The 24,657-nt window shown below is 64.3% G+C and carries 20 protein-coding genes and 1 pseudogene; 17 read left to right on the top strand and 4 right to left on the bottom strand.

All coding sequences use genetic code 11. The features are described from left to right. The first annotated feature begins 112 nt into the window (after window positions 1-112). The 5 genes from HHL21_RS15065 to pdeM are packed head-to-tail and all read left to right on the top strand — an operon-like array spanning window position 113 to window position 7,589. Window positions 113-1,810, top strand: a complete 1,698-nt coding sequence (locus HHL21_RS15065) for a RecQ family ATP-dependent DNA helicase (RefSeq protein WP_169467294.1) — start codon at window positions 113-115, stop codon at window positions 1,808-1,810. A gap of 14 nt (window positions 1,811-1,824) precedes the next feature. Continuing rightward, a complete protein-coding gene (locus HHL21_RS15060; protein WP_169467292.1) occupies window positions 1,825-2,853 on the top strand; it encodes a ligase-associated DNA damage response exonuclease in 1,029 nt (342 codons plus the stop codon). After that, on the top strand, window positions 2,846-4,483 hold the full coding sequence (locus HHL21_RS15055) for an ATP-dependent DNA ligase (protein WP_169467290.1): 1,638 nt from the start codon (window positions 2,846-2,848) through the stop codon (window positions 4,481-4,483). The genes HHL21_RS15060 and HHL21_RS15055 overlap by 8 nt, the downstream gene beginning before the upstream one ends. Then, entirely contained in the window at window positions 4,480-6,942 is a 2,463-nt protein-coding gene (locus tag HHL21_RS15050) for a ligase-associated DNA damage response DEXH box helicase (protein WP_169467288.1), read from the top strand. The genes HHL21_RS15055 and HHL21_RS15050 overlap by 4 nt, the downstream gene beginning before the upstream one ends. Beyond that, window positions 6,939-7,589, top strand: coding sequence for a ligase-associated DNA damage response endonuclease PdeM (pdeM, locus tag HHL21_RS15045; protein ID WP_169467286.1), 651 nt, complete (start codon window positions 6,939-6,941; stop codon window positions 7,587-7,589). The genes HHL21_RS15050 and pdeM overlap by 4 nt, the downstream gene beginning before the upstream one ends. Before the next feature lie 67 nt (window positions 7,590-7,656). On the opposite strand, the pseudogene HHL21_RS15040 reads toward pdeM, so the two are convergent. Beyond that, window positions 7,657-7,917, bottom strand: a pseudogene (locus HHL21_RS15040) (zinc ribbon domain-containing protein); the annotation flags it as partial. 213 nt (window positions 7,918-8,130) lie between these two features. On the opposite strand from HHL21_RS15040, the gene HHL21_RS15035 reads away from it, so the two are divergent. Next, window positions 8,131-8,424, top strand: coding sequence for a hypothetical protein (locus tag HHL21_RS15035; protein ID WP_169467284.1), 294 nt, complete (start codon window positions 8,131-8,133; stop codon window positions 8,422-8,424). A gap of 54 nt (window positions 8,425-8,478) precedes the next feature. Here HHL21_RS15035 and HHL21_RS15030 read toward each other — a convergent pair whose 3' ends face one another. The 3 genes from HHL21_RS15030 to HHL21_RS15020 form a co-directional block, all read right to left on the bottom strand. After that, window positions 8,479-9,279 carry a Crp/Fnr family transcriptional regulator gene (locus HHL21_RS15030; RefSeq protein ID WP_169467506.1) on the bottom strand — a complete coding sequence of 267 codons (801 nt, stop codon included), beginning with the start codon at window positions 9,277-9,279 and terminating at the stop codon, window positions 8,479-8,481. A 450-nt stretch (window positions 9,280-9,729) separates the two neighbouring features. Beyond that, entirely contained in the window at window positions 9,730-10,374 is a 645-nt protein-coding gene (locus HHL21_RS15025) for a response regulator (protein WP_169467282.1), read from the bottom strand. A gap of 77 nt (window positions 10,375-10,451) precedes the next feature. Then, window positions 10,452-10,916, bottom strand: coding sequence for a universal stress protein (locus HHL21_RS15020; RefSeq protein ID WP_169467280.1), 465 nt, complete (start codon window positions 10,914-10,916; stop codon window positions 10,452-10,454). A gap of 435 nt (window positions 10,917-11,351) precedes the next feature. On the opposite strand from HHL21_RS15020, the gene HHL21_RS15015 reads away from it, so the two are divergent. The 11 genes from HHL21_RS15015 to trpB all read left to right on the top strand — a co-directional run bounded on the left by HHL21_RS15015 (window position 11,352) and on the right by trpB (window position 24,636). After that, window positions 11,352-12,179, top strand: coding sequence for a protein phosphatase CheZ (locus tag HHL21_RS15015; RefSeq protein ID WP_169467278.1), 828 nt, complete (start codon window positions 11,352-11,354; stop codon window positions 12,177-12,179). Beyond that, the gene (locus HHL21_RS15010; protein WP_169467276.1) at window positions 12,179-14,032 is read left to right on the top strand and encodes a chemotaxis protein CheA; all 1,854 of its coding nucleotides are present in this window, start codon (window positions 12,179-12,181) and stop codon (window positions 14,030-14,032) included. Before HHL21_RS15015 ends, HHL21_RS15010 begins: the two co-directional genes overlap by 1 nt. Before the next feature lie 216 nt (window positions 14,033-14,248). Then, window positions 14,249-15,652: a 3-isopropylmalate dehydratase large subunit gene (gene leuC / locus HHL21_RS15005; protein ID WP_169467274.1), complete on the top strand. Its 1,404-nt coding sequence runs from the start codon at window positions 14,249-14,251 to the stop codon at window positions 15,650-15,652. Window positions 15,653-15,682: 30 nt separating this feature from the next. After that, window positions 15,683-15,805, top strand: coding sequence for an entericidin A/B family lipoprotein (locus HHL21_RS15000; protein ID WP_169467272.1), 123 nt, complete (start codon window positions 15,683-15,685; stop codon window positions 15,803-15,805). Between the two features lie 104 nt (window positions 15,806-15,909). Beyond that, on the top strand, window positions 15,910-16,557 hold the full coding sequence (gene leuD, locus HHL21_RS14995; protein WP_169467270.1) for a 3-isopropylmalate dehydratase small subunit: 648 nt from the start codon (window positions 15,910-15,912) through the stop codon (window positions 16,555-16,557). 14 nt (window positions 16,558-16,571) lie between these two features. Beyond that, window positions 16,572-17,642, top strand: a complete 1,071-nt coding sequence (gene leuB / locus HHL21_RS14990; RefSeq protein WP_169467268.1) for a 3-isopropylmalate dehydrogenase — start codon at window positions 16,572-16,574, stop codon at window positions 17,640-17,642. A gap of 24 nt (window positions 17,643-17,666) precedes the next feature. Further along, a complete protein-coding gene (gene asd / locus HHL21_RS14985; protein WP_169467266.1) occupies window positions 17,667-18,794 on the top strand; it encodes an aspartate-semialdehyde dehydrogenase in 1,128 nt (375 codons plus the stop codon). 204 nt (window positions 18,795-18,998) lie between these two features. Beyond that, the gene (locus HHL21_RS14980; RefSeq protein WP_169467264.1) at window positions 18,999-21,872 is read left to right on the top strand and encodes a motility hub landmark protein FimV; all 2,874 of its coding nucleotides are present in this window, start codon (window positions 18,999-19,001) and stop codon (window positions 21,870-21,872) included. Continuing rightward, window positions 21,872-22,696, top strand: a complete 825-nt coding sequence (gene truA / locus HHL21_RS14975; RefSeq protein WP_229496462.1) for a tRNA pseudouridine(38-40) synthase TruA — start codon at window positions 21,872-21,874, stop codon at window positions 22,694-22,696. The genes HHL21_RS14980 and truA overlap by 1 nt, the downstream gene beginning before the upstream one ends. Then, window positions 22,644-23,405, top strand: coding sequence for a phosphoribosylanthranilate isomerase (locus tag HHL21_RS14970; RefSeq protein ID WP_370659738.1), 762 nt, complete (start codon window positions 22,644-22,646; stop codon window positions 23,403-23,405). Before truA ends, HHL21_RS14970 begins: the two co-directional genes overlap by 53 nt. Then, complete coding sequence (trpB, locus tag HHL21_RS14965) at window positions 23,389-24,636, top strand: tryptophan synthase subunit beta (protein ID WP_169467260.1); 1,248 nt, start codon at window positions 23,389-23,391, stop codon at window positions 24,634-24,636. Before HHL21_RS14970 ends, trpB begins: the two co-directional genes overlap by 17 nt. Window positions 24,637-24,657 lie beyond the last annotated feature (21 nt).

The raw sequence follows: 24,657 nt of genomic DNA, 5'->3' as shown, positions 1-24,657 counted from the left end.
CTTGGCTAGCGACGCTGTCTGATTGACCGGGCGGGCGTCTAGGGGCGCTCCTACGATCGCTGTAGGCTGCGTCCTATGGCGAGTGCGCCCGCCGCAGAATACAGTTGGGTTCATGACTACTTACAACCAACCACTGATGCACAACGGGGCGCGCGCGATTCGCCGCAATGCCATTGCAACCCTCCTGAAGAATGTGTTCGGGATTGAACGCCTTCGCGACGGCCAGCGCCGCGTCATCGACAGCGTGCTGGACGGTTCCGACACCCTCGCGATCATGCCCACCGGTAGCGGAAAATCGCTGTGCTACCAGATTCCCGCGCGCATCTTCCCCGGCACCACGCTGGTCGTTTCGCCCTTGATCTCGCTGATGAAGGACCAGCTGGAAAAGCTGGTCGCGCTCGGCATCGGCGCGACCCAGGTCAACAGCAGCCTGTCGCGCGAGGAAGAAGACGATGCGCTGGAAGGCGTCAGCAGCGGGCGCTACCGCATCGTGTTCTGCACGCCCGAACGCCTCGCCACGCCGGAGTTCGTGGCGACGCTCAAGCCGGTCCGGGTATCGCTGGTCGTGATCGACGAGGCGCACTGCATCTCCAAATGGGGGCATGACTTCCGCCCGGCCTACCTCGACCTGTCCGGTTCGATCGACGCCCTCGGCCATCCGCCGGTGCTGGCGCTGACCGCCACCGCGACCGACGAGGTGATCGCGGATATCGGCAAGCAGCTGGCCCGTCCGAAGATCAACGTCATCAACACCGGCATCTACCGGCCGAACCTGCACTACAGCGTGGTGCAGGTGACCAATCCCGACGAGAAGTTCCAGAAGGCGCGCGAGCTGGTGCAGCAGAACGAAGGCGTGGGCATCGTGTACGCGGCCACCGTCAAGGCGGCTGAGGAGATGTACACCTTCCTCGAGGACGCGGGCGAGAGCGTCACGATCTACCACGGCAAGCTGCCGGCGTCGGAACGCAAGGACCACCAGGACATGTTCATGGACGGCGAACGGCGCGTGATGGTCGCGACCAATGCCTTCGGCATGGGCATCGACAAGAGCGACACGCGCTTCGTGATCCACCTGCAGGTGCCGGCCAACCTCGAGGCGTATTACCAGGAGTCGGGCCGGGCCGGCCGCGACGGCAAGGACGCCGAGTGCGTGCTGCTGTACTTCCAGGACGACAAGCGCGTGCAGCAGTTCTTCCTGGCGAAGCACTATCCGCGCGCGGCGGAACTGCGCGCGCTGTACGAAGCGGTGAAGCAGCTGGCCGAAGAGGGCGCGGTTACCTTCGAGCGCATCAGCCAGATCGACGAGGACGTCCACGCGAGCAAGCTGAAGGTCTGCCTGAAGCTGCTCAAGGAAGGCAAGCTGCTGCGCCAGAACCGCCGCCTCGAGTATGTGCCGACCGCGGCCACGGCGACACAGGACGACTTCGACAAGCTGGCCGCGATCTATGCGAACAAGCAGGAACGCGACCGCGAGGCGCTTGACCAGATGGTGTCGTATGCGATGAGCGGCTTTTGCCGCTGGAAGGTGCTGCTCGATTATTTCGGCGACGAAGTCGAGGGCTTCGAGAAGTGCTGCCGCTGCGATAACTGCCGCAATCCGCCGGTGGTGCTGGACGAAATCCGCGACGACGAGTTCGACAAAGAGCCCGAGGCCGCACCGGAAGGTCCGGTCTTCGAGGTGGGCGCGAAGGTCAAGGTGCCGAAGTACGACATGGGCACGGTCGACTCCGTGGCAGGCGGCGAGGTCACGATCGCATTCCCTGACGGGGAGACGCGCACCTTCATGGCCGAATACGTCACGCCGGCGTAAGGCAGGGGAGGTATATGGGTGACATGGTGATCGTCCGCAAGGAGGGCTTGTACTGCGTGCCAGGCCAGTTCTACATCGACCCGTGGCGGCCGGTGGGCCGGGCGGTGATCACGCACGCCCATGGCGACCACGCGCGGGTCGGCCACGGCCATTACCTGTCCGCTGCCAGCGGCGTCGACATCCTCAAGTCGCGCCTGGGCGACATTCACATCGACGGCATCGAATACGGCGATTCGGTGGTGCATAACGGCGTCACCGTCTCGCTGCATCCGGCCGGCCACGTGCTCGGTTCGGCGCAGGTGCGCATGGAGCACAAGGGCGAAGTGTGGGTGGCGTCGGGCGACTACAAGGTCGAGCCGGACCGCACCTGCGCGCCGTTCGAACCGGTGCGCTGCGATACCTTCATCACCGAATCCACCTTCGGCCTGCCGATCTACCGATGGCAGCCGCAGCAGGAAATCTTCGACGACATCAACCGCTGGTGGCGCAAGAACGCCGACGAGGGCCGTTGCAGCGTGCTGTTCGCGTACGCGTTCGGCAAGGCGCAGCGTATATTGTCCGGGCTCGATCCGGGCATCGGGCCGGTTGTCTGCCACGGCGCGGCCGAACCGCTCAACAAGGTCTACCGCGCGAGCGGCGTCGACCTGCCGCCGACCGTGATGGTCACCGACATCGACCAGCAGGCGCTCAAGCGTGCCATCGTCATCGCGCCGCCATCGGCTTCCGGCTCGCCGTGGATGAAGCGCTTCGGCGACTACAGCGACGCCTTCGCGAGCGGCTGGATGCAGCTGCGCGGCGCGCGCCGCCGGCGCGGCGTCGACCGCGGCTTCATCCTGTCCGACCATGCCGACTGGCCTGGACTGATGACGGCAGTGCGCGCCACCGAAGCCGAACGGGTAATCGTCACGCACGGATCGATCGCGGTGATGGTGCGCTGGCTGTGCCAGCAGGGCCTGGATGCTGCCGGCTTCGATACGGAGTACGGCGACGACGAGGCGGAGGAAACCGCGGCCACTGTGATCGCCGGGGTGGAGAATGCGTGAATTCGCCCGCCTGTACGCCGAGCTCGACGAAACCACCGCCACCAGCCGCAAGCTCGCCGCGCTCCAGAATTACTTCAGCAGCACCGCGCCGGAGAGCGCGGCGTGGGCGGTGTACTTCCTCGCCGGCGGCAAGCCGCGCCAGGCGGTCCCGAGCAAGCTGCTGCGCCAGTACGCGATCGAATATGCGGGCCTGGACGAGTGGCTGTTCGACGAGTCGTACCACGCGGTCGGCGACATGGCCGAGACTATCGCCCACATCCTGCCGCCTCCGACGAAGCAAAGCGACACAGGACTGGCCGAATGGATGCAGGAGCGGATCGGTCCCTTGCGCGGCGCCGACCCGGCGACCATCCGCGAATCGCTGTTTCGCTTCTGGGACGAACTTGACTGGCGCGAGCGCTTCCTGCTGGTGAAGCTGATCGGCGGGGGCTTCCGCGTCGGCGTGTCGAAGCTGCTGGTGACGCGCGCGTTATCGAGCATTGCCGCCGTCGACAGCAAGCTGATTGCACAGCGGCTGATGGGCTGGACCGACGGCTCGGTGCGTCCCACCGCTGCCGGCTTCCTGCAGCTGATCGCCGAGCAATCCGACGACGAGCACAAGCTGCGCGGCGGCCAGCCCTATCCGTTCTTCCTCGCGCACCAGCTGCAGGGCGAGCCGTCCGCGCTGGGCGAGCTGGCCGACTGGCAGGCCGAGTGGAAGTACGACGGCATCCGCGCCCAGCTGGTGCGGCGCGGCGGCCAGAACTACCTGTGGTCGCGCGGCGAGGACCTGATCACCGAACGATTTCCGGAACTGGCCGCGGTGCGTCTGCCGGAAGGGACGGTAGTCGACGGCGAAGTGCTGATCTGGAGCGCGGGCGACGGGCCGGCGCCGTTCGCCGACCTGCAAAAGCGCATCGGGCGCAAGACGCTGTCGGCCAGGCTGCTGGAGGAGCTGCCCGCGGTGCTGGTGTGCTACGACCTGCTGGAAGAGAACGGCGTCGATCTGCGCGCCCTGCCCCAGCACGAGCGGCGCACGCTGCTCGAAGCGCTGGTGAAGGAAGTTGACCAGCCGCAGTTGAAAATCTCGCCGCTGGTACAGGCGGCGGGCTGGGAAGAACTGGCGGCGATGCGCACTGAGTCGCGCAACCGCGGCGTTGAAGGCATGATGCTCAAGGCGACCCAGGCCCAGTATGGCGTCGGCCGCACCAAAGATGTCGGCACCTGGTGGAAGTGGAAGGTCGATCCGTACTCGATCGACGCGGTGCTGATCTACGCGCAGGCTGGCCACGGCAGGCGCGCTTCGCTGTACACCGACTACACCTTCGCCGTGTGGGATGCCGGCGATTCCGGCGAGCGCAAGCTGGTGCCGTTCGCGACAGCGTATTCCGGGCTGACAGATGCCGAGATTGCCGTGCTGGACAACGCCATCCGCAAGACGACGATCGAGAAGTTCGGGCCGGTGCGCTCGGTGCGGCCGACCATGGTGTTCGAGATCGGCTTCGAGGGCATCGCGCTGTCGAGCCGGCATAAGGCGGGCATCGCGGTGCGCTTCCCGCGCATCCTGCGAAAGCGCGACGACAAACCGGTCGAGGAAGCGGACACGCTCGACACGCTCAAGGGCCTGCTGGCGGCAGCCGCCGCGCCATGAGCAAGAGCCAGGCGGCGGTGGCCGTTGACGCATGGTTCGCGGCGCGCGCCTGGAAGGTATTCCCGTTCCAGCGCGCGGTGTGGAAGGCGGCGCTGGCCGGCGAGTCCGGGCTGCTGCACGCGAACACCGGTTCCGGCAAAACCTACGCGGTCTGGTTTGCGGCGCTCCAGCGCGGCATGCGCGCGGCAAGCCGCACGAAGGGCGGTCTGCGGGTGCTTTGGATCACGCCGATGCGCGCGCTGGCGGCCGATACCCAGCGCGCCCTGGATGAAAGCGCGGCAGACCTTGCGCCCGGATGGACCATCGGCGCACGCACGGGCGACACCGGCTCGGCCGAACGGGCGCGCCAGTCCAAAGCCTTGCCGACCACCCTGATCACCACGCCCGAAAGCTTGTCGCTGCTGCTTAGCCATGCGCAGGCGCAGGTCCAGTTCGCGTCGCTCGACATGATCATCATCGACGAATGGCATGAGCTGATGGGCAGCAAACGCGGTGTGCAGGTGCAGCTGGCGCTGGCGCGGCTGCGCCGCTGGCAACCAGAGCTCGTCGTCTGGGGCCTGTCGGCGACGATGGGCAACCTGGCCGAAGCGCGCGAAGTGCTGCTGGGCGAGGGCGGGGGCGTGCTGGTCGAAGGCGAGGTGCGCAAGGAGCTGCTGGTGGACACGCTTATCCCGCAAAACGTATCGCGCTTCCCGTGGGGCGGCCACCTCGGCATCCAGATGCTCAATCCGGTGATCGCGGAGATCGAGAAGTACGACGCCACGCTGGTGTTCACCAATACCCGTTCGCAGTCGGAGCTGTGGTACCAGAACATCCTCGAGGCGCGGCCCGACTGGGCCGGGGTCATCGCGCTGCATCACGGCTCGCTCGACCGCGAAGTGCGCGAATGGGTGGAGCTGGGACTGAAGAAGGGCGAGCTGAAGGCGGTGATCTGCACGGCCAGCCTTGACCTTGGTGTCGACTTTTTGCCGGTCGAGCGCGTGCTGCAGATCGGCAGCGCCAAAGGCATCGCACGCCTGCTGCAGCGGGCCGGGCGCAGCGGCCACGCGCCGGGGCGGGTATCGCGGGTGACGCTGGTGCCGACCCACAGCCTGGAGATCCTGGAGGCGGCGGGCGCGAAGCAGGCGGTGGCCGCGCGCCGCATCGAGGCGCGGCTGGCGCCGAACAAGCCGCTCGACGTGCTGGTGCAGCACCTGGTGACGGTGGCGCTGGGCGGCGGTTTCGACTCCGGGCCCCTTTACGACGAGGTGCGCAGCGCATGGTCGTACCGCGCGCTGACCGGCGAAGAGTGGCAGTGGGCGCTGGACTTCGTCGCGCGCGGCGGCCAGAGCCTGATCGCTTATCCCGAGTACCAGCGCGTCGTGCCGGACGAGCATGGCGTGTATCGCGTGCCGAATGTGGCGCTTGGGCGCCGCCACCGGATGGGCATCGGCACCATTGTGTCCGACTCGTCGATGCAGGTGAAGTACCTGACGGGCGGGCGGATCGGCACCGTGGAAGAGTCGTTCATCTCGCGCCTGAAGGCGGGCGACCACTTCCTGTTCGGCGGGCGCATCCTCGAATTCATCCGCGTGCACGAGATGACGGCGTTCGTGAAGCGCGCCACGGGCAAGCGCGGCGCGGTGTCGCGCTGGCTGGGCGCCAAGATGCCGATGTCGTCCGAGCTGGCGCACGCGGCGCTGGAACAGCTGCGCCAGGCCGCGCTGGGCCAGTTCAAGGGCCCGGAAATGCAGGCGATCAAACCGCTGCTCGAGATCCAGCAGCGATGGTCGGCGCTGCCGACCATCGACACGCTGGTCGTCGAGAGCATGAAAAGCCGCGAAGGCTATCACCTGTTCATGTATCCGTTTGCCGGTCGCTCAGTGCATATGGGCCTGGCCTCGCTGTTCGCCTACCGCATTGGCAGGCTGCAGCCGACCACGTTCTCGATCGCGATCAACGACTACGGCTTCGAACTGCTCGCGCCGGAACCGGTCGACTGGAAGGCGGTGTTCGCCGGCGCCACGGGAGCCGATGTGGCCTTGTTCGACACCACCACGCTGCTTGAGGACGTGCTCGACAGCCTGAACGCGACCCAGTTGGCGCAGCAGCGCTTCCGCGAGGTGGCGCGCATCGCGGGGCTGGTGTTCCAGGGGTATCCGGGTCAGCCGAAGAGCACGCGCCAGATCCAGGCGTCGTCGTCGCTGTTCTTCGAAGTGTTCCGCAAACACGATGCCGGGAACCTGCTGCTGTCGCAGGCCCAGCGCGAAGTGCTGGAGCAGGAACTGGAACTGACGCGGCTACGCGACACGCTGCATGAGCTGCATGCGCGCGCCGTCGCCTACCGTGAAGTCCCGCGCGCCACGCCGTTCGGCTTTGCGCTGATGGTCGAGCGCTTCCGCGAGAAGCTCACCACCGAAAAGCTGTCCGACCGGATCGGCCGCATGCTGCGCGACCTTGAGAAGGCGGCCGAGCCATGAGCGCGCGCGAACTGCTGGTCGCCGGCGAACTGCTGCTCCTGCTGGCGCAGAAGGCGCTGTACTGGCCGGGCCGGAAGACCCTGGTCATCGCGGACATCCACTTCGGCAAAGCCGCGTCGTTTCGCGCGCAGGGCATCCCGGTGCCGCGCGGGACCACCACGCAGAACCTGCTCGCGCTCGACGAACTGATGGCGGCGCACGAGGTGCAACACATCGTCTTCCTCGGCGACTTCCTGCATGCGCGCGCCGCTCATGCGTCCGCGACCCTGGCCCGGATGCTGGCGTGGCGCCGGCGCCATCCGGCACTGGTGCTGACCCTGGTGCGCGGGAACCATGACCGCCACGCGGGCGATCCGGCGGCCAGCCTCGGCATCGAGATGGTGGACGAGCCCTGCACGCTGGCGCCGTTCTCGTTCTGCCACCATCCCGACCTCGATACGCCGGGCTACGCGCTGGCAGGCCATATCCACCCGGTGTTGGTGCTGGCCACGCGCTTCGAATCGCTGCGCCTGCCATGTTTCGTGGTGGGGGCCAAACGCATGATCCTGCCGTCGTTCGGCGCGTTCACCGGCGGCTACTCGATCGCGCCGGAAGCGGGCGACCGCATCTTCGTCACGTCCGGCGACGCCATCCATTTCGTTCGCTGACGCACCGACGCAGGGCGGCAGGGCGCTTACCTTGAAACGACAGGAGACAATCACTTGACGTCCCGACCTAAAGGACGGGGATTCCTACAGCTAGCGTCGCACGTCCGCGACGGAGAATATTTCGCGCAGCATTGAGATCACGATCATGTACCGCACCGCAATCACAGCAACGCCATTCTCTTACTCCAAGGTCTGCGATACCTTTCGGCCGCGAATCGGGAACAGCACCGCAATCCGAGCAGATCTGGGTGGTAAAGCTTTCGTTCACTTCCTCAAACCAGGCGCCATGCTTAACAGCCTTGTACGCCAGTTGTGCGCGAAAGGACGCTTGTTCAGCAAGCCGGCCAGCGACTTGACGCGGTAACGGTAAACCAGTTTCATCCAGGTTCGACAGCAATCGTCGACCATGGTTCCACACTTACAACCGAGGCATCGCTACTGCTGCGGCATGTCTTTTTACGGGGCCCGAATTGCTGCGCAATTCGCAGTCGGCTCCTTTCACTCCTCGTCCTGAAGGACGAGGTTTCTCGGAGCAAATCTGATGAAACGAACACGATTGCTTGCGCTGCTGACAGCGGCGCTGCTGTCCGTCTTGGCGCATGCCCAGGACAAGCCGCGCGAGGTCCGCTATTGCACCAACTGCGCGACAGTCGAAGCGCTCAATCCTGTCCCGGCGGGCGGCGGCGCGCACCGCTATGAAATGGTGCTGCGCTACACGGATGGGAAGGTGAAGACCTTCAGATATGACAACGACCGGGGATTGCGGGTCGGTGAAAAGGTGAAGGACAACAACGGGGGCGTGGTACGCGACGTGCCCGCGAAGCCTTCGCGGTAGGCGGATGAACCGGGGGTCTCCCGATCGTCATCCGTCCGGCGTGACCCGGGCAGCTTATGCCGGGGTGAGTACCTGGCCGTCGCCAGGTTGTACCTGCTCCGCTTTTTGTTTGGCGGCGAGGTTTTGCTTGGCGCGTGAGCGCGACGGCGGCAGGCGGCGCAAGGTTTTCAGCGCTTCGGCGTCCTTGATGCCGATGGTGCGCTGGTCGACAGTGATGAGGCCGATTTCGTTGAAGGCCGACAGCGTGCGGCTGACCGTTTCCAGGGTCAGGCCGAGGTAGCTGCCGATTTCGTGGCGCGTCATGCGCAGGTTGAACAGCTTGCTGGAGTAGCCCATGGCCGCAAAGCGGTCGGCGAGCGATACCAGGAATCGGGCAACCCGTGCTTCGGCGCTGAGCGCGCCGAGCATGCCGATCATGGTCTGCTCGCGCACCAGTTCGCGGCTCATGACGCCATACATGACGTTTTCCAGCTCCATGTGCACGCGGCCGAGGGCGGTCAGCTTTTTGAACGGCAGCAAGATCAGGTCGCAGTCCGACAGGGCTACCGCTTCCGATGCGTAATGGCGGGTGTGGATGCCGTCGACGCCGAGCATGTCGCCCTTCATCGGGAAGCTGAGCACCTGCTCGTTGCCGAACTCGTCGATGAGTACGGTCTTGAGGAAACCGGAATTGACGATGTACAGTGTGTCGAATGCCTGTCCGATGGTATGCACGCGTTGGCCGGTCTTGAACTGAACGTGCTGGAACAGGAGCTCCTCGGTATTGACCGACACCGCGGCCGTGATGTGAAGCAGGTCGCAGACTTCTTTGAGGTTGGACCAAAGCCGCCCCTGGCGTTGACGGCCTGCTTCCATAGGCGAGGAATGCAAAGTCGACGAGGTGGTGTTGCGTGTTTCTGGCGTATCCGTTGACAGCATGCTCATCTCCCAGAAGGAACAAAAGTTTCAGAGCTGTAGATAATCACAGGGAACAACGATCTGTGATATTGCGGACCGATGCTTCAGGGTGACCTGGACAGCACGATTTGCCGCTTCGGCACCGAGGAAATGAACCGTAAGCAAGCCAAATCGTTAGATTTAGTATGCCAACACGAGTCCGGCATTGATATCAGCGAACGCTGATTCTGGGAGTAGGATAGGGGTGGGATCCGTAGGATTAATCCTACGGTCTTGGTGGCAGTTTCATAGGGGAGCGCCAGTGCCGCAATGGGGGAGAAGCTGCTGCGATGCATGTCGAGATATGGACTAGCTGTCGCAAAAGGTGGCACAAAAACCGTGGCAGGCTGTCTAAAACTCTTTCACCTGTCACGATTTGAAAGGCGACAACAGGCGGTGTGCCACGGCGTACTGCACCATTTCCGACAAGGACGTCATGCCCATCTTCTGCATGATGCGGGTCTTGTGGGTGCTCACCGTTTTGACGCTGAGGTGCAGGGTATTGGCGATCTCGGTGATCGATTTCCCGCTGACCAGCGAAGAGAACACTTCAAATTCCCGGTCCGATAACTGTTTGTGCAGCAACTGCTCGTGGGGCGTCATGATGTTGAGCGCCAGCTGCTCGGCCACTTCGGTACTGATATAAGGGCGTCCCGACGCAACCTTGCGGATCGCGCCCACCAGTTGGGTGCCGGCGCTTTCCTTGGTCAGGTAGCCTTGCGCCCCGGCGCGGATGGCGCGGACCGCATATTGCTCTTCTTCGTGCATGGTCAGGATCAGGATCGCCAGCTTGGGCGACTCGCTGCGGATTTGCCGGATCAGGTCGACGCCGCTGCGCCCGGGCATCGACAAGTCCAGCAGCAGCAGGTCGAAACCGCCCTGGCGTATATGCGACAGCACTTCGAATCCATTGATTGCCTCGCCGACGATGTCGATGTCCGGTGCGCCATCCAGGATGCGCTTGAGACCTTCGCGCATGATGGTGTGATCGTCAGCAATGACAATTCTTATCATAGATTTTCGCCTGGTGAACTTGGTAAATCAATCATTCAAGAGTAATGCCAAACATCAACTGAGGCAATGCACAGTGACTAAGCGGCCGGTTCTTTGATCAGGCGATGGACCAATACCGGCTTTTGCGTATGCGACAGCACTTTGTTCGTCACGCTTCCCAACAATATCTGGCCCCATCCGCTGCGACCGTGCGAGCCCATGAAGATCAGGTCGCAGTCCTGCTCGTCGGCCACGTCGACGATCCTTTGCGCCGCCGAATCGGCGAACGCCACCAGTCCGCTATGCTGGAGGCCGCTTTTCTCGGCCGATTCCAGGATGGGGCGCAGGTGCTCGCCGCCAACCCTTTGCATCTGGACCAGGTATTCCTCTTCGCTCGGATAGGTCGGCGGGATGATTTCCACATACACTGGGTACTGGTACTCAGGAGCGACAAACAGGACCAGCACTTCGGCACCCATTTGCTGCGCAAATTTCACGCCGGCACATGCGGTGTGTTTCGACACCGCCGAGCCGTCGGTCGCAATCAGAATCTTCCGGTACATGGTGAGTCCTCCCGCAGCCACACACAATTCTATTGTAGTCCGGCTTTTTGAACTTGTTAGAACGTAAATGCTTGATCTTGCTCAAATCCATCGATAATCTTTCCGACAACAAATTGGTCGGATGAGTGGGAAATATATTGCTTTTGCTAATTTGTGACCCTGCCATTTGTGGCCCAGCCGATACAACGATGACAAAAAGAGGGGTCCAATTCGTCGAAAAGGGCGGTAAAGATACACTTTGCTTGTCGATGGAATAAGTTTCTCTAGGCAAATTGATCGGCGCTGCGCTTGGACATTTACCACGGCACAGCACGCTGATACACTCGCGTAAACCGCGATGTTGCCGCGCATCATTAATTCCGCCGCTTCAATCGCACCGCACCGACACGCACCACGCAACGCTTGTTGCGACTACCAAATGGAGAAGCAGGGATTATGACCGACGCCGCTGACGATTTCGACGCACTATTCGAGGAAGTATCCTCGCAGCGCAGTAGCGCTCCGGCAGCCGCGCCGGCCGCCGCCCCGGCAGTTGCCGACGAGGACGACATGGAAGCCCTGTTCGACCAGGTCGCATCGACCCGCCCGGCGCTGGCCGCCGTGCCTGCCGCCGCCCCGGAAGCTGTTGCCGCGGCCGGCGCCGCCCACGAGGAAGTCGACCACGGCGACAACCCGATGTACGAGCGCCTCGGCGGCATCGTGCGCCTGCTGCATGATTCCCTGCGTGAGCTCGGCTACGACAAGGCGCTGACCGAAGCGTCGAGCCAGATCAACGACGCCCAGGACCGCCTCGAATACGTCGCCTCGCTGACCGAACAGGCCGCCAACAAGGTGCTCAACACACTGGACGAAGGCATGCCGGCCCAGGACGTGCTGTCGAAGCAAGCCAAGGCCATGGACACCCGCTGGAACGAGCTGTTCGCCGGCAAGCTGTCGATCGACGAATTCAAGGCGCTGGCCGGCGACTCGCGCCAGTTCGCCCAGCAGGTGGCCGAGGCCACCGAGGCGGAAAAAGCGCGCCTGCTGGACATCATGATGGCCCAGGACTTCCAGGACATCACCGGCCAGCTGATCAAGAAGGTGGTCACGATCACCAAATCGGTCGAGCAGGAACTGGCCGAACTGCTGCGCGACAACGCGCCGCCGGCGGTGCGCGAAAAGCTGGCTGCCAAGCCGGCCCCTCTGATGTCCGGCCCGTCGGCTCCGTCCGTCGCGCTTGACCAGGACAACGTTGACGACCTTCTTGCCGATCTGGGATTCTAATGGACGATATGCTCAAGGATTTCGTCGTCGAGGCGATGGATCTGGCAGTCAATGTAGAAGAACACCTGCTCCGCCTCGAACGCGATCCTAATAACAAGGAAACGCTGAACGCGGTGTTCCGCTCCTTCCACACGATTAAAGGTGGCGCGGGCTTCATGAACCTGCCAGCGCTGGTCGCGGCCTGCCACCTGACCGAGAACCTGTTCGACGCGCTGCGCACCGGCGCCGCGCCGGTCACGCCGATCGCGATCGAAGCTGCGCTGCAGGCGTCGGGCTTCGTCGCCGACCAGCTGACGGACCTGAACAACGGCACCCCGGCCGAACAGCTGGCGTCGATGCCGGATGCGCTCGAGCGCATCCTGGTTGACGCCATCGAAGGCAAGACGCAATCGGCGCCCGCGCCGAAAGCCGCAGCCGCCGCACCGGCGCCAGCGCCAGTGGTCGCCGCAACGCCGGTTGCCGCCGCCAGCGCCGATAGCCTGGACTGGGAAGCGATGTATGTCGCCGTGACCCCGGCCGGCACCCACACCCCGGCTGCCGCGCCTGCCGTAACCGAAGCCGCCGCAGCAGCAGTTGCCGCCGCGCCGGCCGCCGGCGCCAAGCCCGGCTGGGACGGCGTCGACCGCCGCGAAGAAAAGGTGCAGGAGTTCCGCGCCGCTTCGGCTCCGGCCAAGGAAGACAGCATCCGCGTCGACGCGGTCAAGCTCGACGCGCTGCTCGAAGTGGCCGGCGAATCGGTGCAGGCCGCCAACCAGGCTGCCGTGCTGCTCGAGCGCCTGTCGCAGTTCAAGTTCGAAGGCGCCGCCGCCACCCTGATGGCGACGCTGACCGAAACGCTGGAACGCGCATCGCGCTACTCGGCCGAACTGCAGCGCGCCACGCTGGCGACCCGCATGCAGCCGGTCGGGCGCCTGTTCCAGAAATTCCCGCGCCTGGTGCGCGAGCTGGCCAAGGACCTCGGCAAGGACGTCGAGCTGACCATCGAAGGCGCTGAGACGGAAGTCGACCGCGTCGTGGTGGACAGCCTGTACGACCCGCTGGTGCACATGCTGCGCAATGCGCTCGACCACGGCGTCGAGTCGCCGGAAGACCGCCTCGCCGCAGGCAAGCCGGCCAAGGCCTTCATCGCGCTGAAAGCATGGCAGGAAGCGAACAGCGTCATGATCGTGCTGCAGGACGACGGCAAGGGCATGGACCCGGTCAGCCTGCGCAAGAAGGCGATCCAGAAGGGCCTGATCAACGAGAACGGCGCCCAGAGCGACGAAGAGGCCTACCAGCTGGTATTCCTGCCGGGCTTCTCGACCAAGGAAGTGGCGTCGTCGGTGTCCGGCCGCGGCGTCGGCATGGACGTGGTGAAGACCGCCGTCGAGAAGAACCGCGGCGCGATCCACATCGAATCCTCGCTCGGCCATGGCACCAAGTTCGCGATCCGCCTGCCGATCGAACTGTCGATCGTGCCGACCATGCTGGTCTCGACCTCGGGCGCGCTGCTGGCGCTGCCGATGGCGGTGGTCCAGCGCGTGGTCGAACTGCCCGACACCTTCGCGCAGGTTGGCGGCGCGCCGGTCCTGAAGGACCAGGGCCGTCCGCTGCCGGTGCGCTCGCTGGCCGGTTCGCTCGGCTACGAGGCATGCTCGGAAAAGGTCGGCATCGTGGTCGCCGCGCCGCAGCCTTACATCCTCGCGGTGGCCGCGGTGGACGGCACCGCCGACCTGGTGATCAAGCCGATGACCGCGCTGTCGGTCGACGGCATCACCGGTACCGCGCGTTCGGCCGAAGGCGACCTGGTGCTGGTGATCGGCCTGTCGTTCCTGATGGACGGCTGCCGCGGCAGCGTCAAACTGGCCGCGTAACGAAAAAAACTTCTTGCTGCATGGAAGTTGAAATGCCTGCTGAAATTCAGCAGGCATTTTTTTATTTGCAAAAATACTTAATTTTGCAAATAACATGCGCAAATATGGCAAAATTTGCAAATAAAGTTCAAAAAGTCCATTCTTGCTGACGCAGTGCACAAATATGGCATAATCATTTTCGGTCTTTGATTCATGCGTCGCCCCACACCACACATCATGATAAAAACGCTCTACGACAAACTCTGGGATTCCCACGTCGTGCGTGCCGATGAAGACGGCACGACGGTCTTGTACATCGACCGCCACCTGGTGCATGAAGTGACCAGCCCGCAGGCCTTCGACGGCCTGCGCGAGGCCAACCGCAAGCTGTGGCGCAATTCCGCCAACCTGGCCGTGGCCGACCACAACGTGCCGACCACCGACCGCAAGGATGGCATCGCCGACCCGACCTCGCGCCTGCAGGTCGAAACGCTGGACGCCAACGCCAAGAGCTACGGCCTGACCTACTTCAACATGAACGACCGGCGCCAGGGCATCGTGCACGTGATCGGGCCGGAGCAGGGCGCGACCCTGCCGGGCATGACGGTGGTCTGCGGCGACTCGCACACCTCGACCCACGGCGCCTTCGGCTGCCTCGCGCATGGCATCGGCACCTCGGAAGTCGAACACGTCCTGGCCACGCAGACGCTGCTGGCCCGTAAATCCAAATCCATGCTGGTGCAGGTCGACGGCGCCATGCCGGCCGGCGTCACCGCCAAGGACATCGTGCTGGCCGTGATCGGCAAGATCGGCACCGCGGGCGGCACCGGCTACGCCATTGAATTCGGCGGCTCGACGATCCGCTCGCTGTCGATGGAAGGCCGTATGACGGTCTGTAACATGGCGATCGAAGCGGGCGCGCGCGCCGGCATGGTCGCGGTCGACGACACCACCATCGACTACGTCAAAGGCCGCCCGTATTCGCCGGCCGGCCCGCACTGGGACCAGGCGGTCGCCTACTGGCGCACCTTGCATTCGGACCCGGGCGCGCAGTTCGACATGGTCGTCACGCTCAACGCCGCCGAAGTCAAGCCGCAGGTCACCTGGGGCACCTCGCCCGAGATGGTCACTTCGGTCGACGGCCGCGTGCCGGATCCCGAACAGGAGAAGGACGCCGTGCGCCGCGACGCCATGGAAAAGGCGCTGATCTACATGAACCTCAAGCCCAACACCCCGATCGAGGACATCCGCATCGACAAGGTGTTCATCGGCTCGTGCACCAACTCGCGCATCGAAGACCTGCGCGCCGCCGCCGCTGTCGTGCGCGGCAAGCAGCGCGCATCGAACGTGCGCCTCGCGCTGGTGGTGCCGGGATCCGGGCTGGTAAAAGAACAGGCCGAACGCGAAGGCCTGGACAAGATTTTCAAGGATGCGGGCTTCGAATGGCGCGAGCCAGGCTGCTCGATGTGCCTTGCAATGAACGCCGACCGGTTAGAACCGGGCGAGCGCTGCGCCTCCACCTCGAACCGCAATTTCGAGGGCCGGCAGGGGCAGGGCGGACGCACCCACCTGGTGTCTCCCGCCATGGCGGCGGCGGCCGGTATCGCCGGCCATTTCGTCGATGTACGCGCACTGCGCTAAAACTACCATCTATTTATTGAGAGTCTCACCATGAAAAAAGTATTCGCCCTATCCCTGATCGCCATCGTACTCACCGGCTGCAACACCATCTCCGGCGTCGGCCGCGACGTGCAAAGGGCCGGCCAGATCGTCACCGGCGCGGGCGGAAAATAACCACCACACCGTCGTTCCCGTGCAAGCGGGAATCCATACGAAGTCAAATATCACGCGCGGCATGGATTCCCGCCTGCGCGGGAACGACGGCATAAGCGAGAAATATGGACAAATTTACGCTACACGAAGGACTGGTAGTCCCTCTCGACCGTGCCAATGTCGACACGGACGCCATCATCCCAAAGCAGTTCCTGAAGTCGATCCACCGCACCGGCTTCGGCCCCAACCTGTTCGACGAATGGCGCTACCTTGACCACGGCGAGCCGGGCAAGGACAACAGCGCGCGTCCGCTGAACCCGGACTTCGTGCTGAACCAGCCGCGCTACCAGGGAGCGTCGATCCTCCTGGCGCGCAAGAACTTCGGCTGCGGCTCCTCGCGCGAACACGCGCCGTGGGCGCTCGACCAGTACGGCTTTCGCGCCATCGTCGCGCCAAGCTTCGCCGACATCTTCTTCAACAACTGCTACAAGTCCGGCCTGCTGCCGATCGTGCTGTCCGAAAGCCAGATCGACCACCTGTTCAACGAAGTCAAGGCCTTCCCCGGCTTCCGCCTGGCGATCGACCTTGAGAAGCAGACCATCGGCACGCTCGACGGCAGCCTGTCGTACGAGTTCCAGATCGACGCCTTCCGCAAGTACTGCCTGCTTAACGGCCTGGACGACATCGGCCTGACCTTGCGCCACGCCGACGAGATCCGCGCCTTCGAAGAACGCCACCTGGCTGCCCAGCCATGGCTGGCCAACGTCATCTGAACCGGAACAGCACAATGAAAATAGCAATCCTGCCGGGTGACGGCATCGGTCCTGAAATCACGGCGCAGGCAGTGCAAGTACTGAACGCGCTCGGCGAGAGCTTCGAGATGGAGCAGGCGGAAGTCGGCGGCGCCGGCTACGCGGCCCACGGCCATCCGCTGCCGCCCGCCACGCTGGCGCTGGCGAAAAGCGCCGACGCCGTGCTGTTCGGCGCGGTCGGCGACTACAAGTACGACACGCTCGAACGCGCACTGCGCCCGGAGCAGGCCATCCTTGGCCTGCGCAAGGAGCTCGGACTGTTCGCCAACCTGCGACCGGCGATCCTGTATCCGGAACTCGCGGGCGCATCGACGCTCAAACCTGAAGTGGTGTCGGGCCTCGACATCCTGATCATCCGCGAACTGACCGGCGACATCTACTTCGGCAAGCCGCGCGGCGTGCGCGAATGCCCGGACGGCCCGTTCAAGGGCGAGCGCGAAGGCTTCGACACGATGCGCTACGCCGAATCCGAAATCCGCCGCATCGCCCACGTGGCTTTCCAGGCCGCGCGCAAGCGCGACAAGCGCGTGACCAGCGTGGACAAAGCCAACGTGCTCGAGACCTTCCAGTTCTGGCGCGACATCGTCACCGACGTGCACAAGGAATACGCCGACGTCGAGCTTGAGCACATGTATGTCGATAACGCCGCGATGCAGCTGGTGCGCGCGCCGAAGAAATTCGACGTCATCGTCACCGGTAACATGTTCGGCGACATCCTGTCCGACTGCGCAGCGATGCTGACCGGTTCGATCGGCATGCTGCCATCGGCCTCGCTCGATGCGAACAACAAGGGCCTGTACGAACCGTCGCACGGCTCCGCGCCCGACATCGCAGGCAAGGGCATCGCCAATCCGCTGGCGACGATTTTGTCGGCCGCGATGATGCTGCGCTACTCGCTGGGCAAAGCCGAGCAGGCCGACCGCATCGAGACTGCGGTCAAGCAGGTGCTGGCGCAGGGCCTGCGCACCCCGGACATTTACGAGGCGGGCACCACCAAAGTCGGCACCGAAGAGATGGGCAACGCAGTCGTGAACGCATTACGGTAATTTTCAAATAAACGAGGAAAGACGATGAAATTAGTAGGCTTGGTAGGCTGGCGCGGCATGGTGGGTTCGGTCCTGATGCAGCGCATGCAGGACGAGGGCGATTTCGCCCACATCGAACCGGTATTCTTCACGACCTCGAACGCGGGCGGCAAAGCCCCGGCGATGGCGAAGAACGAGACTACCCTGAAAGACGCTAGCGACATTACCGAGCTGTCGAAATGCGAGATCATCATCTCGTGCCAGGGCGGCGATTACACCAGCGACGTCTTCCCGAAGCTGCGCGCAGCGGGCTGGAACGGCTACTGGATCGACGCCGCGTCGACCCTGCGCATGAACGATGACGCGGTCATCGTGCTCGACCCGGTCAACCTCGACGTCATCAAGAACGCGATGACCAGGGGCGTGAAGAACTACGTCGGCGGCAACTGCACCGTGTCGTGCATGCTGATGGGCCTTGGCGGCCTGTTCCAGCACGGACTGGTCGACTGGATGACGTCGATGACCTACCAGGCCGCATCGGGCGGCGGCGCGCAGCACATGCGCGAGCTGCTGACCCAGTTCGGCACCATCAACAGCGCCGTCAAGCCGCTGCTGGACAACCCTGCCGCCGCCATCCTCGAGATCGACCGCGCCGTGCTGGCGACCCAGCATGGCATGTCGGCCGACGAAACGAAGCAGTTCGGCGTGCCGCTCGCCGGCAACCTGATTCCGTGGATCGACAAGGACCTGGGCAACGGCCAGTCGAAAGAAGAGTGGAAGGCCGGCGCCGAGACCAACAAGATCCTCGGCCGCGGCGCTTCGTTCGGCAGCAAGGAGATTCCGGTCGACGGCCTGTGCGTGCGGATCGGCGCGATGCGCTGCCACTCGCAGGCGCTGACCATCAAGCTGACAAAGGACGTTCCGCTCGACGAGATCAACGACATCATCGCCGCCAACAACCAGTGGGTGAAGGTGGTGCCGAACAACCGCGAAGCATCGATGCGCGACCTGTCGCCGGCAGCGGTGACCGGCAGCCTGACCATCCCGGTCGGCCGCCTGCGCAAGATGTCGATGGGCGGCGAGTACCTGTCGGCCTTCACGGTCGGCGACCAGCTGCTGTGGGGCGCGGCCGAACCGCTGCGCCGCATGCTTCGTATTATCCTTGATAAGTAAGTTGTCAAGAAGTGCAGTGCCGGGCCTGGCACTGCATTTGTCGCATTTCTAACGGCTGGCTAAAGAATGCATCAAATCGCCCGTTATTACGGGCGTAGCCCCTCACATATCAGGCCAAACGCTTGCATGCTCCAAAGCATGATGATATGTTGAGACTCCCGGGAAAACCGCTTTTTCCCCTAGCTAACCTTGATGCTGCCAACTATGCATGTAAACAATCGCCCCAAGATCGTCTCATTCGCGATGAAGGCCCTGGCCGGCGCGGTCGCCAGTGCCGTGTTGCTGTCCTCTTCGGCTTACGCCGCCGGTCTTGGCAAGCTGACCGTCATGTCCTCCCTCGGCCAGCCGCTGCGCGCCGAAATCGAACTGACTTCCGTATCGAACGAAGAAGCAAGCGGCCTTGTCGCCAAGCTGGCTTCGCCCGATGCGTTCCGCCTGGCGAACATCGATTTCAATCCGGCCCTGCTGTCGCTTCGCTTCGCGATCGAACAGCGCGGCGGCCGGCAGATCATCAAGATTACCTCGTCGCAGCCGCTCAACGAACCGTTCGTCGACATGCTGCTCGAACTGAGCTGGGAAAGCGGGCGCCTGGTGCGCGAGTACACCTTCCTGCTCGATCCGGCCGAACTGCGCGCGACGCAGCCGGCGCAGGTCGCCGCACCATCGAACACCACGCCGCAGGCTGCCCGCACTGCGCCGGCACCGTCGGCAACCGCCGCCGCGCCTGCCGCCGATTATCGTCCCGCGCCGCGTCCGGTAACGCCGGTCCCGCAGCAGCCGGCTCCGCGCGCAGAACGCGCCGCAACGGCCGCCAGCGAATACCGCGTCAAGCCTGGCGATACCCTGGGCGAGATCGCGGGCGAACTGAAGCCGGTCGACATCTCGCTCGACATGATGCTGGTCGCGCTGTACCGCGCCAATCCTGACGCCTTCATCGGCAATAACATGAACCGCCTGAAGTCGGGCCGCATTCTGTCGGTGCCGGATTCGAGCGCCATCCGCGGCACCGGCGACGGTGAAGCGCGCGGCGTCGTCGTCGCGCATGCCGCAGACTTCAACGCCTACCGCAACAAGCTGGCGGGCCAGGTCGCCACCAGCGCGCCGACCAAGGCGCCGGATGCGGGCCAAAGCGCCGCCGGCAAGATCACCGCGCGCGTCGAAGAACGCCCGACCGCGGTCACCGAATCGAAGGACAAGCTGCAGCTGTCGCGCGCAGCGCAAGCCAACGCAGCGGCAGGCAAGACCTCCGCCGCCAGCGAGGAAGATCGCATCGCCAAGGACCAGGCGCTGGCCGAAGCCACCGCGCGCGTGAAGGAACTCGAACGCAACGTCAACGAGCTCGAACAGCTGATGACGGTCAAGAGCAAGGCCGGCGTCGAAGCCACGGCAGCCGCCGCGGCGCCTGTCGCAGCCGACACCGCGCCGGCGCCGGCTGCGGAGCCGGCCAAGCCAGTTAAGCCAGTCGTCAAGAAAACGCCGGCAGCATCCGGGCCGTCGTTCGCCGACATGGTGATGGATAACATCAACTACGTATTGGCGGGCTTCGGCGTGCTGCTGCTGGCGCTGGTGGGCATCGCCTCCGCCCGCCGCCGCAAGCAGGTGGCCGAGCAGGGCCCGACCGAGCCGTCGATCCTGGGCGCGCCAACCGACCAGGCCCATTCGATGTTCGCCGAAGCGGGCGGCCAGAGCGTGGACACCAACAACAGCGTGTTCAACTCCAGCTTCGCGCCATCGGCCAGCCAGCTCGATACCAATGAAGTCGACCCGGTCGCCGAAGCCGACGTGTACATCGCCTACGGCCGCGACGCGCAGGCCGAGGAAATCCTCAAGGAAGCGCTGCGCACCCATCCTGAACGCAATCCGGTTCGCCTGAAACTGCTCGAGATCTACGCTGCCCGCAAGGACCAGCGCGCATTCGAAGCGCAGGCCAGCGAGATGTACGGCATCACCAAAGGGCAGGGCGACGACTGGGCGCAAGCCGCCGCGCTTGGCCTGGCGCTCGAGCCACTGAACCCGCTGTACGCCAGTGCCGCCAGCGGCGAAGTCGTCACGCCTGAGCCAAGCATGGAAGAGCGCGGCCAGCAGGCGATCCTGTCGCAGGAACTGGACCACGCACTGAACGCGGAATCCAACAATTCGACGATGGACTTCGACCTCGGCCTGGCCGATGCGCAAGACGAGCCGAAGCCTTTCGACGCACCGGCGCCGGTAGCTGCCGCTGCGCCTGCGGAAGACCATTCGCTGGACTTCGACCTCGGCGGCCTGTCGTTCGAGCCGGTTTCGCAAAGCGAGCCGATCGCGATGGCAACCCCTGCCGACGACAAGCTGGCGGAAGATCACCTGGCCGATGAAGCTCCGGCCCCGGTCCCTGCGGCGCAGGAGTTCGACATGGACTTCGACATGTCCTTCGATTCGCCGGCTGCGGAAAAGCCGACCGCGGTGCCTGCACCGACGACGTCGTTCACCGATATCAGCCTCGACCTCGGCCAGGGTGCACCCGCCGACGACGAAGCGGCGCGCGAATTCGGCATGGTCGACCTGACGGCGGACGTCGATGTGCCGCAGGTCCCGGCCATCAGCACAGCTGCCGCCGATGCGCGCCCGGACTCGCTGCTCGACCTCGACATGATGGACTTCGACCTGCCGGCAATGCCGCCAGTGCCGGCCCCGGAAACGGCCTCGCGCGACAACGGCCTTCAGCCCGACGACCAATTCGCACTGCCTGACATGCCGTTCGAGCCGCTCGACGAAACCCCGCAGGCGCCGATCGCGGCACCTGCCGCGCCGCAGTTCGACATGTCGGGCATCGACCTCGACCTGCCGCCGGTGGAGCCGCAGGACGCCAACGACACCGCGCTGCCGGACCTCGGTGAACTCGACCGCCTCGACGATTCCGGCGACGGCATCGACGACATGTCGACCGCCGACATGGAAATGGAAACCAAGCTCGACCTGGCCATCGCGTACCAGGAAATCGGCGACAAGGAAGGCGCACGCGAATTGCTGGATGAAGTCATCAAGGGCGGCAATGCCGCGCAGGTTGGCAAGGCGAACGAGATGCGGGCGAAGCTGGGTTAATGAGTGCTTTACCAGAGGGACGCGAACTGAAACGGATAGCACTCGGCGTCCAGTATGACGGTAGCAGCTGGAGCGGCTACCAGAAGCAGCCCGACCGCAACACGGTGCAGGACCGGCTTGAAATCGCACTCGCGGAATTCGCGCGCGTCGAACTGCCGACCACCTGCGCCGGCCGCACCGACGCCGGCGTGCACGCGCTGGAGCAGGTGATCCACTTCGATACCGATCTGTCGCGCCCCATCAACGCATGGGTGCGCGGCGTCAACGCCTTCCTGCCCGATTCGATCGTGGTCCGCTGGGCCAGGGAGCTCGCGCACGACCCGGAACACGAGTTCCACGCGCGCTTCTCGGCTCATTCGCGCACCTACCACTACGTCCTGTACAACAACCCGAACCGTTCGGCGCTGCTGGCCGGCCGCGCGGGCTGGGTGTTCCGCCCGATCGACGTCGAGCTGATGCGCGAAGCGGCGCAATGCCTGGTCGGTACCCACGACTTTTCCGCGTTCCGCTCGTCCCAGTGCCAGGCCAGGACGCCAATCAAGAAGCTCAATGAACTGCGCATCGAACGGCGCGGCGACGTTATCGTCTTCACGGTCTGCGCCGGCGCCTTCCTGCACCACATGGTGCGCAACCTGGTTGGCTCGCTGGTGTATGTCGGCATCGGCCGCCAGCCGGTGTCGTGGATGCGCGAGGTGCTGGAGAGCGGCGACCGCGACATGGCCGCGCCGACCTTCATGCCGGACGGGCTGTATCTCGCCAAAGTAGGGTACGATCCCAAGTGGGGCCTGCCGCAGGAAGACAGCTCGCCCCTCGGCTGGTTCTGACCTGAAGGAGGCTGCCTTGCAGCGCACACGCATCAAGATCTGCGGGCTGACCCGCCCGGAAGACGTATCGGCAGCGGTCAACGCGGGCGCCGACGCCCTCGGCTTGGTCTTTTACGACAAGAGCCCGCGCTTCGTCACGGCGGCGCAGGCGGCGGCCCTGGCGTCGGCGGTGCCGCCGTTTGTCACCACGGTCGGATTGTTCGTCAACGCGACCGTGGCGGAAGTCGCGGCGGTCACGCATATCGTTCCCATATCGCAGCTGCAGTTCCATGGCGACGAGACGCCGGCGCAGTGCGCGGCGCTTGCGGCAATCGCCAACCGGCCGTTCTTGCGGGTATTCCGGGTACGGCCCGACACCCGCGGCGCCGATTTGCTAGAATACGAAAATGAATACCGCGCCGCCAGTCCGCTGTTTTCGGGCCTTTTGCTCGATACTTTCGTGGACGCCTACGGTGGCGCAGGAAAGGTCTTCGATTGGTCCATAGTCCCAAAAGAAATCGCGCCTCGGGTCGTTTTGAGTGGTGGCTTGAGCGTACAAAACGCGACTGACGCGGTGGTACGTGTACGCCCGTATGCGGTCGACATCAGCAGCGGTGTCGAACAGCAGAAGGGCATCAAGGACGCCCGCAAGATCGCTGCCTTCGTGCAGGCGGTCCGGGTAGCCGACGCCACCTCTGAAAGCGAAAACCATCATGAACGAAGTACCTGAACGCGGCCCCGCCGCACACCTGTTCAAAACCACCGAGTACCAGCTGCCCGACGCCAAAGGCCACTTCGGCCCGTATGGCGGGTCGTTTGTCGCCGAGACCTTGAGCCACGCGCTGGCGGAACTGAAGGAAGCGTATGCGCGCTACAGCCGCGATCCTTTGTTCCTCGACGAATTCCGCTATGAGCTGAAGCACTTCGTCGGGCGTCCTTCGCCGATCTACCACGCCAGGCGCTGGTCCGAGTTGATGGGCGGCGCGCAGATCTTTTTCAAGCGCGAAGACCTGAACCACACCGGCGCGCACAAGATCAACAATGTCATCGGGCAGGCGCTGCTGGCGCGCCGCATGGGTAAGAAGCGCATCATCGCCGAAACCGGCGCGGGCCAGCACGGCGTGGCCACCGCCACCATCTGTGCGCGCTTCGGCCTCGAATGCGTGGTGTACATGGGCGCCGAGGACGTGCGCCGCCAGGCCCAGAACGTGTACCGCATGAAGCTCCTCGGCGCCACCGTGGTGCCGGTCGAATCGGGCTCGAAGACCCTCAAGGACGCACTCAATGAAGCGATGCGCGACTGGGTCACCAACATCGAAAACACTTTCTACATCATCGGCACGGTGGCGGGCCCGCACCCGTACCCGATGATGGTGCGCGACTTCCAGTCGGTGATCGGCGAGGAGTGCCGCGTGCAGATGCCCGAAATGACGGGGCGCCAGCCCGACTACGTCATCGCCTGCATCGGCGGCGGTTCCAACGCGATGGGGATCTTCTACCCCTACATCGACGAGAAGAACGTGCAGCTGATCGGCGTCGAAGCGGCGGGCCACGGCATCGACTCGGGCATGCACGCGGCGTCGCTGACGGCAGGCATACCGGGCGTCTTGCACGGCAACCGCACCTACCTGCTGCAGGATGCGAACGGCCAGATCATCGAAACGCATTCGATCTCGGCGGGCCTCGACTATCCGGGCGTGGGGCCGGAACACGCGTGGCTGAAGGACTCGGCGCGCGCGCAGTACGTGTCGGTGACCGACGACGAAGCGCTGCAGGCCTTCCACGACTGCTGCCGCATCGAAGGCATCATCCCGGCGCTGGAATCTGCGCACGCGCTGGCCTATGCGGCCAAGCTGGCGGCGACACTGCCGAAGGATAAGCTGGTGCTGGCGAACCTGTCGGGCCGGGGCGACAAGGACATGCACACCGTGGCTTCAACGCTGGGACTGGACTTCAGCTAATCCATCCTCCAAGAAATCACG

It is taken from the genome of Massilia polaris, from assembly GCF_012927275.1.
Classification (GTDB): Bacteria; Pseudomonadota; Gammaproteobacteria; order Burkholderiales; family Burkholderiaceae_D; genus Telluria_A; species Telluria_A polaris.
Note: the sequence above shows the minus strand (reverse complement) of the source record. Positions and strands in the feature narration are given on the sequence as shown.